Below are 13,602 nucleotides of genomic sequence, written 5' to 3' on the forward strand. Positions count from 1 at the left end.
GGCCCGACCATGCGCACCACCCGCCGATCCCTTCTGGCCGCCAGCGTCGCCCTGGCCTGCATCGGCGCGCTCGCGACGCGCGAGGCCCGGGCCGACGATCCGAAGGAGATCCGCCTGGACTGGGCGACCTACAACCCGGTCGGCCTGCTCCTGAAGGACAAGGGCTTCCTCGAGGAGGCGCTGGCGCCGCGGGGCATCAAGGTCCGCTGGGTCCAGTCGCTCGGCTCCAACAAGGCGCTCGAGTTCCTGAACGCCGGGGCCATCGATTTCGGGTCGGCGGCCGGCGCCGCGGCCCTCGTGGCTCGGATCAACGGCAACCCGATCAAGGCGATCTACGCCTACTCGCGCCCCGAGTGGACGGCGCTCGTCACCCGCAAGGACAGCGGCATCACCAAGCCTGCCGACCTGAAGGGCAAGCGCGTCGCCGTCACCCGGGGCACCGACCCGCACATCTTCCTGATCCGCGCGCTCCAGGGCGCCGGCCTCACCGAGCGCGACGCCAAGCTCGTGCTGCTGCAGCACGCGGACGGACGGACCGCCCTCGACCGCGGCGACGTCGATGCCTGGGCCGGCCTCGACCCGATGATGGCGGCGGCCGAGATCGAGAACGGCGACGTCCTGTTCTACCGCGACGCCGCGGCGAACACCTGGGGTCTGCTCGACGTCCGGGAGGACTTCGCGACGGCCCATCCCGACCTCGTCCGGACGGTGATCGCCGCCTACGAGCGGGCGCGCGCTCACGCCCTGGCCAACCCGCAGGCCCTGTCAGCCGCCCTCGTCGCGGCCACCAAGCTGCCCGAGCCGGTGATCGCCCGGCAGCTCGAGCGGACCGACCTGTCCCAGCCGGCGATCGGCGCCGCCCAGGCGCAGTCGATCAAGGCGGCCGGCACCGCCCTCCAGCAGGCCGGGATCATCCCGGCGGGCACCGACGTGTCCGCGTCCGTCGACGGCCTGCTCGACACGCGCTTCAATCCCGTCGCCGGACAGTGAGCGGCCGCGTGCCGCTGCTGCGGCGGGGCGGTCGCGCCGGACTGGGCCTGCTCCTGCCGCTCATACTGGCGATCGGCTGGGAGATCGCGGTCGCCAGCGGGGCGGCGTCCGGGCGGCTGCTCCCGCCGCCGAGCCGGATCGCCGCGACCCTCTGGGCGCTGGCCGTCTCGGGCGACCTCTGGATGCATGTCGAGGCGACCCTCGTGCGGGTCGGGCTCGGTTTCCTGTGCGGCGCGGCGGCCGGCATCCTGGCCGGGGCCCTCGTCGCCACGGTCCCGCCGCTGCGCTGGCTCCTCGACCCGAGCCTGCAGGCGCTGCGGGCCGTCCCGTCGCTCGCCTGGGTGCCGCTCTTCATCCTGTGGTTCGGCATCCTGGAGACACCGAAGGTGCTGCTGATCGCCGTGGGCGTGTTCTTCCCCGTTTATGTCGGTGTCTCCGGCGCGATCGCCTCGGTGGACCGCAAGCTGGTCGAGGTCGGCCGGATCTTCCGGCTGTCGCGGCTCGCCCTCGCCCGCCGGATCCTGCTGCCGGCCGTGCTGCCGGCGACCCTGGTGGGCCTGCGCACGGGGCTCGGCCTCGGCTTCCTGTTCGTCGTGGCGGCGGAGCTGATGGGCGCCTCGGAGGGGCTCGGCTACCTGCTGGTGGACGGTCAGCAGTTCAGCAAGCCCGACCAGATCGTGGCGGCGATCATCGCCTTCGCCCTCGTCGGCAAGGCGGCCGACATGGCCCTGGTCGCCCTGACCGGCCCCCTGACCCGGTGGCAGGATACCGTGCGGGACAGCCTGTGACCGCCGCACCGGTGCGGACGCGCGCCGCGGGCCGGGAGGGCGCCGCGCGACGCGATCCCCACGCCACGCCCGCCGAGAGACGCCCGTGCTGACCGTCGACGCCCTCTCCAAGACCTACGCGGACGGCACGCAGGCGCTGTCGGGCATCGACCTGTCGGTGAAGCAGGGCGAGATCGTCGCGCTGATCGGCGGCTCGGGCTGCGGGAAGACGACGCTGCTCCGGCTGATCGCGGGGCTCGACCACGCGAGCGCGGGTGCCGTCGCGGTCGACGGCGAGCCAATCCGCGCGCCCCATCCGAGCGTCGGCGTCGTCTTCCAGGAGCCGCGCCTGCTGCCCTGGCTCGACGTGGCCGGCAACGTCGGCTTCGGCCTCGCCGACCTGTCCCGGTCCGAGCGCCGCGCCCGCGTCGCGCACGCCCTGGAGCGCGTCGGGCTCGCCGAGCACGGCGGCCGCTGGCCGCGCGAGCTGTCCGGCGGTCAGCAGCAGCGCGTGGCGATCGCCCGGGCCTTCGTGGCGCGCCCACGGGTGCTGCTCCTCGACGAACCGTTCTCCGCCCTCGACGCATTCACCCGGAAGGGGCTGCACGACCAGCTCCTCGATCTCTGGGCCGAGTCGAAGCCGACGATCCTGATCGTCACGCACGATGTCGGGGAGGCCGTCACCCTGGCCGACCGGGTGGTGGTGATGCGCCCGCGGCCCGGGCGCCTCGACGAGACCGTCCCGATCGGGCTCGCCCGGCCGCGCGAGCCGGTGGCCGCGACCTACGAGGAGGCCGTGCGCCGCGTGCTGGCCGCGCTCGACCACTCCCTGCGCCCGGCCGCGAGCAGCCGGCCGCCCGCTCCCGAGACCCGTGCGAGCTGGTGGTAGGGCCAGCGGGGGCCCGTCAGCCGGCGCCGGCTGGGCGCGCCCTCAGGACCCGACCGCCGTCAGTTCCAGATCCGCGGGGTCCTGGTGGCGGAACCGGGCGTACCGCAGCGCCATCACCGGCAGGATCAGCAGGTTCAGCACCGTCGAGGTGACGAGGCCGCCGAGGATCACGAGGGCCATCGGGCCCTCGATCTCGCGGCCGGGTTCACCGGCGCCGAGCGCCAGCGGCAGCAGGCCGAGGCCCGTGACCAAGGAGGTCATCAGGATCGGAACCATCCGGTCCGCGGCGCCCTCCGCCGCCGTGGCGGCGTCCCACGGCCGCCCGTTCCGGGTGACCATCTGCTCGTAATGGGCGATCATCATCACGCTGTTGCGCAACGAGATGCCCGACAGGGTCACGAAGCCGACGATCGAGCCCAGCGACAGCACCCCGCCGGTGAGCGCCGCGGCCGCCACGCCGCCCACGAAGGCGAAGGGCAGGTTGACGAGGACCAGGAGCAGGTTCGCCGCGGAGCCGGTGACGATGGCCAGGAGCACCACGATGCCGAAGCCGGCCATCCCGGCATGGACCAGCAGGTCGCGGCGGGCGGCCGCCTGCGCCTCGGCGGCACCCGAGAAGGTGACGTAGACGCCCTCCGGCAGCCGAACCTCGCGGGCGATCTTGCGCTTGGCCGCCGCCACGAAGCCCGCCACGTCGCGGTCGGCGACGTTGGCCGTCACCGCCTGCACCCGCTGCGCGCCGAGGTGCTGGACCTGGTAGCGTCCGGCGCTCTCGTAGACGTCGGCGACCTGGGACAGCCGGACGTAGCGTCCGCCGGGCGCCCGCAGGGGCAGGTCGCCCACCGCGCTGAGGCGGTCCCGCACGCGCGCGTCGAGGATCACCAGCACGTTGAACACGGCGTTGCCGCGATAGGTCTGACCGACCGTGTCGCCCTGGTAGGCTGTGCGCACCGCCTCCAGCACCTCCACGGGATCGAGCCCCCAGTGCCGCAGGTCCACCGGTCGCAGCGCCACCGTGACCTGCGGCAGCCCGGCCGGCGAGGCCTGCTGGACATCCCGGGCGCCCTTCACCTCCGAGAGCTCCTGCGCCACCGAGCGGGCCACGGCCTCGATCCGGTCGAGGTCGCTGCCGACCACGTTGACGACGACCGGCGCGGTGAAGCCCGAGACGGTCTCCTCGATGCGCTCGGTGAGGAAGGTCTTCAGCGAGAACGCCGCCCCCGGGAAGCCGGCGATCAGCTGCCGGATGGCCGCCTCGACCCGGCGCTGGGCGGCGCCGTCGAGGCCCGGCTCCAGGTCGATGTGGATCTCGCTGTAATGCGGCCCGGCGGTATCCTCGGCGGCCTCGGCCCGTCCGATCTGCGCCGCCACGGCGCGCACGCCCGATATGTCCTTCAGGTCACCGGTGATCAGCGTCCCGAGCCGCTGCGATTCCTGCAGGGAGGTGCCGGGAATGGCCACCATGTGCAGGATCATGTGCCCCTCCTTCAGGTCAGGGAGGAACACCGCGCCGAGGGTCGGCAGGATGGCGGCCCCCGCGAGGGTGACCAGCAGGGCGCCCGCCATCGCGATCCGCGGCACCCGCCCGATCCCGGCGAGCAACCGCAGGTAGGCGGCCCGGCTCCAGCGCACCACGGGCGGGTCGGGCGGCGCCGCGCCCGTGTCGCGCGCCATGCGGCCTCCGAGGAGCAGGAGCGCCAAGGCCGGCGTGACCGTGAGCGCCACGAGGAGCGAGGCGACGACGGCCGCGATGTAAGCGAGCGCCAGCGGCCCGAACAGGCGGCCGGCGACGCCGGTCAGCGCCAGGACCGGCAGGAACATCAGGATCACCGCGAGGGTCGCGTAGGCGACCGAGGTCCGCACCTCCAGCATCGCGGCCAGCACCACGCGGGGCAGGCCGCGCCGTCCGCCCCGCGCCTCCCGCAGCCGGCGCGAGACGTTCTCGACGCCGATGACCGCGTCGTCGACCACCTCGCCGATGGCCAGGGCCAGCCCGCCGAGCGTCATCGTGTTGAGGCTCTCGCCCCAGGCCTGGAGGGCCAGCGCGGCGGCGATCAGCGACAGCGGGATCGCCGTCGCGCTGATCAGCGCGGCCCGCCAGTCCGCCAGGAAGACGAGGAGCACGACCACCACCAGCACGCCGCCGAGCGCCAGCGCCTGGATCACGTTGCCGGTGGCGACGTCCACGAAGTTCGCCGGCCGGAACAGGTCGGCCCGCACGCTCACGCCCTCGCGCTTCAGGACCGGCCGCAACTCGTCGAGGGCCGCCTCCAGGCGGGCAGTCACGGCGCGTGTATCGACGCCCACCTGGGCGCCGACCATCAGCAGCACGCCGGGCTTGCCGTCCACGAGGGCCGCGCTGATCGCCGGCTCGGGCGCGGCCGTGACGGTCGCCACGTCCGAGAGGACCACGCTCGCCCCGCCGTCGTTGTGGAGCACGATCTGCCCGAGCGCTTCCGGGGTGAGCGACTGCCCCTCGGTCCGGAGCAGGACGCGCTGGTTCGGCGTGTCGACGAATCCCGCCCCGCGCACACCGGTCCCCTTCCGGGCGGCCGCCAGGACGTCGTTGAGGCCGATCTGGAAGCGGATCAGGTCGTCGGGGCGGACCTGGACCTGCAGGGCGCGGACGCCCCCGCCGTAGAGCGAGACCTGGGCGATGCCGGGCACCCCCTGGAGACGTCGGCGCACGGTCCATTCAGCGACCTGGCGCAGGTCCATGGCGTCGCGGGTCTCGGAGGTGAGCCCGACGAGGAGCACGGTCAGCGTCGAGGAGGTCAGCGGGGTCATGGCGGGCGCCGCGACCCCGTCCGGCATGCGGCCGGCGAGAGCCGCCAGGCGCTCGTTGACCCGCTGGCGGATCCGGTCGACGTCGCTGCCTGGCCGGAACGCGGCGGTGATCACCGACAGGCCCTGGATCGAGGTGGAGCGCAAAGTCTCCAGGCCCGGCAGGCCGCCGACCGCCACCTCCACGGGCTGCGTGACCAGCACCTCGACCTGCTCCGAATCGAGGCCCGGCGCCTCGGTCTGGATCGTGACGGTCGGCGGCGCGAATTCCGGGAACACGTCGTAGCGCGCCCCCGCGAGGGCGTAGAGGCCGAAGACCAGGACCGCGCAGGCCAGCGCCAGCACCACCTTGGGCAACCGGACGGCGAAGCCGACGAGGGCCGCCTGCGGACCGCCGCGGCCGGCGGCAGCGGGGGGCTCAATCATCGTCGTCGCCCACGACGCGGATGCGGCTCTTCATCTCCTCCGAGAGCAGGGCCTGCGCGCCCCGCAGCACGATCTCGCTGCCGTCCGGCAGATCCTCGACCACGAAGGCATCGGCCGACATCGGGGCGTCCGGCCGCACCGGATGGCGCACGAAGGCGCCGTCGCCGGCCCCGCGATACACCCAGGTCCCGCCCTCCCCGTGGACGACGGCGTCCTCCGGCACGAGCACGCCCTTCACCGCCCGCGGCGCCGCCAGGAACGCCATCGTGCTGGTCCCGGGCAGGAGGCCGCTGTCGCCGGAGACGAGGTAGAAGAAGCTCTGCCCCTGGATCCGCGGATCGGTCCGCGTCGCCGGCGAGACCAGTCGCAGGGCGACTCGCTCGCTCTGCGGTGGCACCTCGGCGAAAGCGGCCCGCGGCGCCTCCGGCAGAGTCTCCCCCGGTGGCAGCGTCACCTGCACGAGGAAGTCGGTCCGCTCGATCAGGCGCGTTACCAGGGGCGACCGCTCGATGATCGCCTTGCCGAGCACAGGGCCCCATTCCTGGCGCGCCGTCGCCGCGAGGGTGCGCACCTGCGACTCCGCCGCGGTGACCGACGCCTGATCGGTCAGGAGCGTGCCCTCGGCGGTCTCGATCTGCGCCACCGCCACCACCCCGGCCCCGAGAGTCCGCGCGCGGCGGGCGGCGCTGGCCGAGACCTCGACCCGGGCGCGGGCCGTCTGGAGCGCCGCCACGGCGCCCGCGTAGCTGTTGGTCAGTTCGGTGATGCGGGCGAGATCGAGGACGCTGCCGTAGGCGGTCAATTCCTGTCGGTGAAGGATGGCGGGTCGCGCCTCGGCGACGAGACCGATCCGCGCGCGCTCGGCCGGCGTCAGCCGGACCAGGGTCCGGCCGTCCTCGATGGCGGTGCGCGGCGCCGGCAGCTGCGCGGCCGTGGACGTATCGTCCCGCCGTGCGGGGATCAGCGCCGCGACGCGCGCCCGCACCTCCGCGACCACCGGGCCGGCATCGGCGCGAAGGCGTTCGCCCGTCGGCGTGACAGCGAGACCGGCCGCGGCCAGCAGGATCCCTCCGATGAGCAGCAGCGCCCGGCGACCACTCACGTCGCGATCCTCCCCCTGGCCCGATTGCCGAATCTACCCGGTTTCGGTGCCGAATACACCCGAACGTGGCCGGCTCAAACCGTCAGGCGGGAGTCTGGCTGTGGGTTTGTCCGGAGCGCGGGCAGGCACGCGAGAGCCCGCCTCGACGGTGCGAGGCGGGCTCTCAACGTGCCGGGAAAGGTCGGGTCAGATCAGCAATCGTCGCCGGATACCGGGGCAGTCTGCCGATCGGCGGCGGCCTTGTTCATGGCACCGACCGTGCCGGGGGAAGCCGGCTGCTGACCACCGGCCAGATTCGCGGCGGCCGGGTCGGTCGAATTCGACTTGGAGCCGGCGTCGGTCTGCGCCTGACGATCGGCCGTCTGCGTGGCGCCCGCGTTGTTCATGGCGCCGACGGTGCCCGGCGAGGCCGGCTGGTTGCCGCCAGCGAGGTTCTTGCTCGACTTGTCGACGTCGGAGCTCTTGGGATTCGAAGCCTGCTGATCGGGGGTCTTCGACTTTGTGGTTCCGGTGTTGCACGGCGCCGCGAGGGCGGGACCGGCAATCAGGGCCAGAAGCGCAACCGCGCCGGACAGACGAGAGACCTTCATCAAACGCTCCTCCAGGATTTATCGAACTGCCAAATGCCTAATCGTCCCAGGAGTTCCGCCACGAGTCCCAAGTTCCGCGAAATGCTGCCTGCCGATCGCGCTATTGCGGAGCGTCGGACAAGCTTGAATCGTATGATAAAGAGACAGTACCCGCAGCGGCATGGTCGGTTCGACGTCGCGGCTGCGAACACGGGCTGCGGCATCTTATCCCGCCACGGCGGTCGCTTCGGCAGCGTGTCCCGTCGCGGCCTTCCGGGCCCGCGCCCTCCGCGAGCCGCCGCTACCTCGTTTGGTCGAGTTCTGAGTTCGGAATGCCCGGACTAGCGTCGACTCGCGAGGGGGCGTGTCCGCGGCAGCCCCGAGCGGTGTCCGACCGCAGGGCGGACGGGACACTGCCTCACCCCGGGCGTCCGAGATCGAGCGATGGCGTTTCCACGAGACTTGGCGAGCCTTGGACCGGGCCATGCGAGCGGCCTCGCGTGGTCGCCGCTCGGGCCGTACGGGCCGGATCACCGTTGGGCGGGTGCCGGGGGCGCGGGTGAAGGCGTCGACGCAATGCCCCGGCTCGGCGTGGCCGCCGCGGCGTGGATCGTCCTGTTCCTCTTCGCGCCGGTGGTCGGCGAGCAGATCAAGCTGCCGGGCGTCGACAAGGCCGTCTGGATCGGCACCGACCTGATCGCCTTCGCGTTCCTGGTCCTGCGCCGCGACCTCGTCGCCACCCTGTTCGGCAGCCGCCTGCTGCTGCTCAGCTGGCCGCTCCTCGCGATCGCGTCGGCCCTCTGGTCCCTGACGCCCGGCCTCTCCGCCTATCACGGACTCCAGTTGCTCGCGACGATCGTGGCCGGCATCACCCTGCGGACGACCATGGGTCTGTCCCGCCTGGTCAGGATCGTCTTCCTGGGCCTGCTGGCCGGGCAGCTTCTGTCGGCCTTCCTCACGGTGGCGGCGCCGGCCCTGACGCGCGGGACCGACGGCAACTGGGCCGGGATCTACTCGCACAAGAACGTCCTCGGTTCCCTGTCGAGCCTTCAGATCCTCTGCGCGGCCTGCCTCTTCCTGCAGGGATGGAACCGTCTCCTGACCGCGTTCGGCTTCTGTCTCGCCCTGGCGCTCCTCCTGGCGACGCACTCGGCCACGGCCCTGGTGGCGGCCACCGCGGGGCTGATGCCGCTCGCCGCGATCTTCGCGTGGCGGCAGGGCAAGCACGTGACCGGCTTCTGCCTCGGCATCGCCATCGCCCTGGCGGGTGTCGGGATCCTCGTCGCCGCCGCGCGCGGGGCCGACATCTCGGCGAGCCTTCTGTCCGATCTCGGCAAGGACACCACGCTGACCGGCCGAACCGTCCTCTGGCAGTTCGGCCTCGACCAGTTCTGGCGGGAGCCGCTCATCGGCATCGGCTACAAAGCCTATTGGGAGAGCCCGGTCACCACGGCCGCCTACCTGCACTTCGTCATGAAGCAGAAGCTGTGGTTCTTCCACAACAACTTCATCGACACGGCCGTGGCGTTCGGGATCGTCGGCGTGATCCTCTTCACGGTCGCGCTGCTCGACACCGCACGCCGGGTGATCGCCGATTTCGCGCGCTCCTCCGGCTACGTCGAGGCTTGGCCGATCCTGTTCATGAGCCAGCTCTTCGTCCTGGTGTGTTTCGAGTGCCCGCTCTTCGTCAATCACGGTCTCCACCAGCTCCTCCTCGCGGCGATCCTGCCGGTGGTGCGGTCACCGACCATCGACGGGAGCGAACCGATCACCCGCGACTGACCCGCCAGCCCTGAGCGGCGCCCGACCCGCGGCGGGGCCCCGAACGGCCGGCGTCGAAGATCTCGATCGGGGTCGAAGGTCCTGATCGGGAAGAATCACGGGCGCCGAACGCGGTCGCCGCGGCCGGTCGGACAGGCCCCATCAGAGGTGACGACGATGTACTGCTTCGGGATCTCCCTGCCCCGGTTCCGCGAACGGCACGCCTATCTGACCCGGCACCTCGCCGCCGTTTGGGGGCGGCACTGCGAGATCACAGGCTACGAAGGCCCGGTCCCGGATCCGAACGCCCCGTTCCAGCCCGACCTGACCGCCGGTCAGATCGGGTGCGCGCTGTCCCACATGAGCGCCTACGAGCGGATGATCGCGCTCGACCTGCCCCACGCCCTCATCGTCGAGGATGACGTCGTCCTGCCGCCGCAGATCCATCAGATCGTGGCCGGCATCGAGGCCGCCTTGCGGCCCGGCGACGTCGTCCTGCTCTTCAACTGGGCCGAGACGGTCGGCGCGTTCAGCTCGGTCGGCGCCGTGACCGTCGGCGAGCACCGGCTGTGCCTGCCCATGGACATGAGCAGCCTCGGCACGGCCGCGGCCTACGTCATCACCCGGGCGGCGGCCGAGGGGATCCTGCGCGCGAACCGACCGGTCGCGGTGACGTCGGACAACTGGAGCTACTTCTTCGAGCGCGGCGCCCTGACACGCGGTCGCGCGCTCGTCCCGAACGCCGTCTCCCGGCAGCCCTTCGAGTCGACCATCTTCACGTCCCGCTCCAGGATCGCGGCCTTCCTGAAGGGCAGCGCCCTCCTCAGGCCCCTGTTCACCGCGCGGCGACGGATCCTGGCGGCGCGCCTCGCCGCCAAGATGACGTTCGTCGACGAGACCTCCCCCCTGGCGGGACAGGCGCCGCGCTGACGCGCGTCCCGCTCCGCGGTGCGGCCGCGTGTGCCTGGACTTCAGACGGCCGGGATGACCGAAAGGCGTAGGTGCGATCCCCCTCTTTGCGGCTCCTCACACCCCCGTGAAATGCCAAGCTCACCGGCGAGGCAGGAGCCCGCGGCGGCAGGACTCGTCCGCGGCGGGCCCTCCTCGAGACGCCCGTATGACGGAGGGACCCGTTCGGCCGCTGGCCGCCCCGTCGTCGCGGGCCCTTGGGGATGAGGTCGTCGCCTCCAACGGCGGCGGTCGCACCAGCGCGGCGGAAGACAGACGATGAGCAGCTCGCTCCCGATCACCGGCACGGACAAGTCCCTCGACTCAGCCCTGAGACGCCTCGTCCGGCCGGTGGCGGACCGGGCGCGCTATTACCTGATCCTGGTCGCGCAGATCGGCGGCCTGCTGGCCCTGCTGAAGATCTCGCACGGCGTCACGGCGATCAACAATTACTACGGGGTGGCGCTCCCCGTGGCGCTGGCCCTCGCGATGACGCGGGTGCGCTTCGCCGCCGCCGATCTCGCCGCGGTCCGGTTGCTGCAGATGATCGGTGCGATCGCGGGCGGGTACGCGCTGATCCACTATCCGCTCTTCCCCATCGTCCTCCCGGGTGCCAAGGCGACCGTCGCCGTCGGCGCCATCGCGGTGCTCTGGGTCGCGGCCGTGGCCGGGGGTGTACTCTGCCTGCGCTGGCCCTCCCTCGCCCTGATCAGCGCCACCTATCTGGTCTGGAGCAAGCAGGCGGTCATCCGGGTCACCGGCCTCTGGCACGGCCACATCATCGACGTGCTGCCGCTCGCGGAGGTGAGCTTCTGCCTCGTCGCCGGCCTCCTGGTGGCCCACATGACCGCGCGGATCCGCGACTGGCCCGGCCTGGGCGCCTCGGCGCGGGCGGACGTCGCGGCGGCCAGCACGATGTTCTCGAAGGTGCTGATCGCGGCGGCGATCAGCATCCACCTCGGCAACTACTATTCCTCGTTCCTCGCCAAGGTCACGCTCGACGAGGGCCCGCTCTCCTGGCTGCTCAACAACGATCCCGGCAAGATCTTCGTCGTCGGCCTCGACAACAATCACGTCCCCTACGCGGGCTGGCCCGTGCTGGTGGAGGCGATGCGGATGATCCTGAGCCATTCGAGCGCGCTGACGAACACGCTCATCCTGTTCGGGCAGGGTATCGCCCTGGTGGGGATCCTGATGCCGCGCCGCTGGCTGCTGCTGCTCCTGCTCGGCTTCGACGTGATGCACCTGTCGATCATCGTGCTCATGGGCGCCAACTTCGCCCCCTGGATCATGCTGAACCTCGCCATCGCTGCCGTCGTCGTCAGCCGGCACTACGAGCGCCCGCCGGTCTCGGTCGGGATCCTGTCGGTGCTGTTCATCCTGACCGGCAACACCTTCATGACCCAGGCCTGGCTCGGCTGGTACGACACCTTGGCCAACAACAAGATGTACTTCGAGGCGATCGACCGGAACGGCCAGCGGCACTACGTGCCGACCAACTTCTTCACCTTCTACTCCTACCCGTTCGCCCACATGGCCTACGGCGCGCCCGACGCCGCGCACGCCTTCGCCCTCGACAATCCGAACGGCGGGACTCAGGTGTTCCGCAAGGTCACGGCCTCGACGGCCTGCGACGTGCCCGTCCTGACCGCGCCGGACGGCATGGGGCAGGAATACGCGAAGACCGAGATCGATGGGCCGGCGATGGACGCCTATATCCGGGGCTACCATCGCCTCGTGAGCGCGATCCGCGATAGGACCGGCCTGTTTCCCTACGCGCTCTATCCGCACCACTTCTTCGTGCCGCTCCAGTATGCCGCCGGCTTCGACACGGTCGCCATGGCCGACATCGTCGCCTACGTGTACCGGCGCGAATCCGTCTGCTTCAGCATGCAGGACGGCGTCACCGTCCGCCGCGTGGTGTCCGAAGCCGAGCACAGGATCGATCTGACCCCATGACCGCCCCCTCCACCGAGGCCGCCCTGACGGTGGTCTACGACGGCGAATGTCCGTTCTGCTCGAACTACGTGCACCTCATGGCCCTGCGCCGGTCCGTGGGCACCGTCGCCCTGGTGGACGCCCGGAGCGGCGGTCCCCTGGTCGACGAGATCACCCGGCGCGGGTACGACCTCAACGAGGGCATGGTCGTCCGTCACGGGGCGAACCTGTACTACGGCCCGGACGCGCTCGTCCTGCTGTCGCGCCTCAGCGACGACCGGGGCGTGGCCAGCCGGCTCCTCGCGCGACTCCTGCGCAGTCCCGGTCGTGCGCGGCTTCTCTACCCGGCGATGAAGCTCGGACGGCGCGTCACGCTACTGATGCTCGGCCGGACGCTCCTCGCGCAGTCCGGCGGCGCGACGACCCGCTGAGCGGGCCACTGCACGAGCCGCGCTCCGGCCGTGCCCGACGGAGCGCAGGGGTCTAGGCCCGGACGGTGGAGCGCGTCAGCAGCGTCCGCGCGCTGTGCCAGGCGAAGGCCAGGACGCCGCTCAGATTGGCGGTCACGATGGCGCGCCACGTCAGGCCGAGATGCGCGTCGAAGCGCGGGCCCCCGACCAGCTCGCGGGCGGCGTTGCGGGCGGACCAGTACAGGTGCTTGATCAGCCACGGGCTGCGGCCGATGTGCTTGGCGTAGAGCGCGCCGTTGCCAAACTGGTAGTTCCAGTGCAGTCGGTCGATCGTGCGGTGATCCCGGCGCCCGTGGAAGTGCTTGACGCTCATGTCGGGCACGTACTCGACGGCCACGCCGGCCGCCCAGCCGCGATAGATGAAATCCGTATCCTCGGCCGCGCGGAACGTCGCTCCGGGGCCGAAGGCCGCGTCGAACCCGCCGATCCGCTCGATGACGGCACGGCTGCAGGTCATGTTGCAACCGTGGACGAAGCCGCCGGGATGGTCAGGGTACGTCAGCCGGCTGGCCCGGGCCGCGGTCTTCGTGGTGAAGTCGATGTCCTGCGGCGATCCCAGCTCGACCCGGCCACCGCGAATGACGCTTTCCGTGTCGCCGGCATAGTGCGCGATCAGGTCTCGCAGATACTGATCCGACACGACGCAATCGTCGTCGATGAACGCGATGATGTCTCCGGAAGAACGCGCGATCGCGGCGTTTCGAGACCCAGCAACACCCGGGCGCGACTGCGCGAGGAGCAGAACATCGAAACGATCGGTCGACACGGAGGCCGACCAGCGCTTCAGCGCCGTATCCGTCCCGTCCCTCGACCCGTTATCTACGACGATGATCTCGGCCTCAGCGCCCGGCGCGGCCTCGATCGCCCGCGTCATCGACCCGAGCGTTTCCAAGAGGGACGCAACGCGGTTCCGGGTACATACGATAAAGCTGACTTTCATTTGGCATTATCTCAAAAA

General features: G+C 71.5%; 11 protein-coding genes. 7 read left to right on the top strand and 4 right to left on the bottom strand.

Going from position 1 to position 13,602, the window contains the following annotated elements:
* The first annotated feature begins 9 nt into the window (after positions 1 to 9).
* From J3A75_RS23060 to J3A75_RS23070, 3 genes are all read left to right on the top strand, one after another.
* Positions 10 to 990, top strand: coding sequence for an aliphatic sulfonate ABC transporter substrate-binding protein (locus J3A75_RS23060; RefSeq protein ID WP_012320279.1), 981 nt, complete (start codon positions 10 to 12; stop codon positions 988 to 990).
* Positions 991 to 998: 8 nt separating this feature from the next.
* Positions 999 to 1,778, top strand: a complete 780-nt coding sequence (locus tag J3A75_RS23065; RefSeq protein ID WP_245295806.1) for an ABC transporter permease — start codon at positions 999 to 1,001, stop codon at positions 1,776 to 1,778.
* Between the two features lie 85 nt (positions 1,779 to 1,863).
* Positions 1,864 to 2,646 carry an ABC transporter ATP-binding protein gene (locus tag J3A75_RS23070; RefSeq protein ID WP_024829367.1) on the top strand — a complete coding sequence of 261 codons (783 nt, stop codon included), beginning with the start codon at positions 1,864 to 1,866 and terminating at the stop codon, positions 2,644 to 2,646.
* Between the two features lie 42 nt (positions 2,647 to 2,688).
* On the opposite strand, the gene J3A75_RS23075 is transcribed toward J3A75_RS23070, so the two are convergent.
* From J3A75_RS23075 to J3A75_RS23085, 3 genes are all read right to left on the bottom strand, one after another.
* Positions 2,689 to 5,856 (bottom strand): efflux RND transporter permease subunit, encoded by a 3,168-nt coding sequence (locus J3A75_RS23075; RefSeq protein ID WP_070999930.1) that lies wholly within the window; start codon positions 5,854 to 5,856, stop codon positions 2,689 to 2,691.
* Positions 5,849 to 6,958: an efflux RND transporter periplasmic adaptor subunit gene (locus J3A75_RS23080; protein WP_029358959.1), complete on the bottom strand. Its 1,110-nt coding sequence runs from the start codon at positions 6,956 to 6,958 to the stop codon at positions 5,849 to 5,851. Before J3A75_RS23080 ends, J3A75_RS23075 begins: the two co-directional genes overlap by 8 nt.
* Positions 6,959 to 7,149: 191 nt before the next feature.
* Entirely contained in the window at positions 7,150 to 7,548 is a 399-nt protein-coding gene (locus tag J3A75_RS23085) for a hypothetical protein (RefSeq protein WP_012320284.1), read from the bottom strand.
* 423 nt (positions 7,549 to 7,971) lie between these two features.
* Here J3A75_RS23085 and J3A75_RS23090 point away from each other — a divergent pair, with 423 nt between their 5' ends.
* From J3A75_RS23090 to J3A75_RS23105, 4 genes are all read left to right on the top strand, one after another.
* Positions 7,972 to 9,309: an O-antigen ligase family protein gene (locus J3A75_RS23090; protein ID WP_245364402.1), complete on the top strand. Its 1,338-nt coding sequence runs from the start codon at positions 7,972 to 7,974 to the stop codon at positions 9,307 to 9,309.
* A gap of 156 nt (positions 9,310 to 9,465) precedes the next feature.
* On the top strand, positions 9,466 to 10,218 hold the full coding sequence (locus J3A75_RS23095; RefSeq protein WP_012320286.1) for a glycosyltransferase family 25 protein: 753 nt from the start codon (positions 9,466 to 9,468) through the stop codon (positions 10,216 to 10,218).
* 297 nt (positions 10,219 to 10,515) lie between these two features.
* Complete coding sequence (locus J3A75_RS23100; protein ID WP_024829363.1) at positions 10,516 to 12,195, top strand: hypothetical protein; 1,680 nt, start codon at positions 10,516 to 10,518, stop codon at positions 12,193 to 12,195.
* Positions 12,192 to 12,605, top strand: a complete 414-nt coding sequence (locus J3A75_RS23105; protein ID WP_012320288.1) for a DCC1-like thiol-disulfide oxidoreductase family protein — start codon at positions 12,192 to 12,194, stop codon at positions 12,603 to 12,605. The genes J3A75_RS23100 and J3A75_RS23105 overlap by 4 nt, the downstream gene beginning before the upstream one ends.
* Before the next feature lie 52 nt (positions 12,606 to 12,657).
* On the opposite strand, the gene J3A75_RS23110 is transcribed toward J3A75_RS23105, so the two are convergent.
* Positions 12,658 to 13,584 (bottom strand): glycosyltransferase family 2 protein, encoded by a 927-nt coding sequence (locus J3A75_RS23110; protein ID WP_070999931.1) that lies wholly within the window; start codon positions 13,582 to 13,584, stop codon positions 12,658 to 12,660.
* Positions 13,585 to 13,602: the final 18 nt, after the last annotated feature.

Origin of the sequence: Methylobacterium sp. PvP105, assembly GCF_017876975.1 — a bacterium.
GTDB lineage: Bacteria > Pseudomonadota > Alphaproteobacteria > Rhizobiales > Beijerinckiaceae > Methylobacterium > Methylobacterium radiotolerans.

Excerpts from the sequence above, each read along its gene's own strand:
- J3A75_RS23060 (WP_012320279.1), top strand. The coding sequence starts at position 10 with ATGCGCACCACCCGCCGATCCCTTCTGGCCGCCAGCGTCGCCCTGGCC.
- J3A75_RS23075 (WP_070999930.1), bottom strand. The coding sequence starts at position 5,856 with ATGATTGAGCCCCCCGCTGCCGCCGGCCGCGGCGGTCCGCAGGCGGCC.
- J3A75_RS23085 (WP_012320284.1), bottom strand. The coding sequence starts at position 7,548 with ATGAAGGTCTCTCGTCTGTCCGGCGCGGTTGCGCTTCTGGCCCTGATT.
- J3A75_RS23090 (WP_245364402.1), top strand. The coding sequence starts at position 7,972 with ATGGCGTTTCCACGAGACTTGGCGAGCCTTGGACCGGGCCATGCGAGC.
- J3A75_RS23095 (WP_012320286.1), top strand. The coding sequence starts at position 9,466 with ATGTACTGCTTCGGGATCTCCCTGCCCCGGTTCCGCGAACGGCACGCC.
- J3A75_RS23100 (WP_024829363.1), top strand. The coding sequence starts at position 10,516 with ATGAGCAGCTCGCTCCCGATCACCGGCACGGACAAGTCCCTCGACTCA.
- J3A75_RS23105 (WP_012320288.1), top strand. The coding sequence starts at position 12,192 with ATGACCGCCCCCTCCACCGAGGCCGCCCTGACGGTGGTCTACGACGGC.
- J3A75_RS23110 (WP_070999931.1), bottom strand. The coding sequence starts at position 13,584 with ATGAAAGTCAGCTTTATCGTATGTACCCGGAACCGCGTTGCGTCCCTC.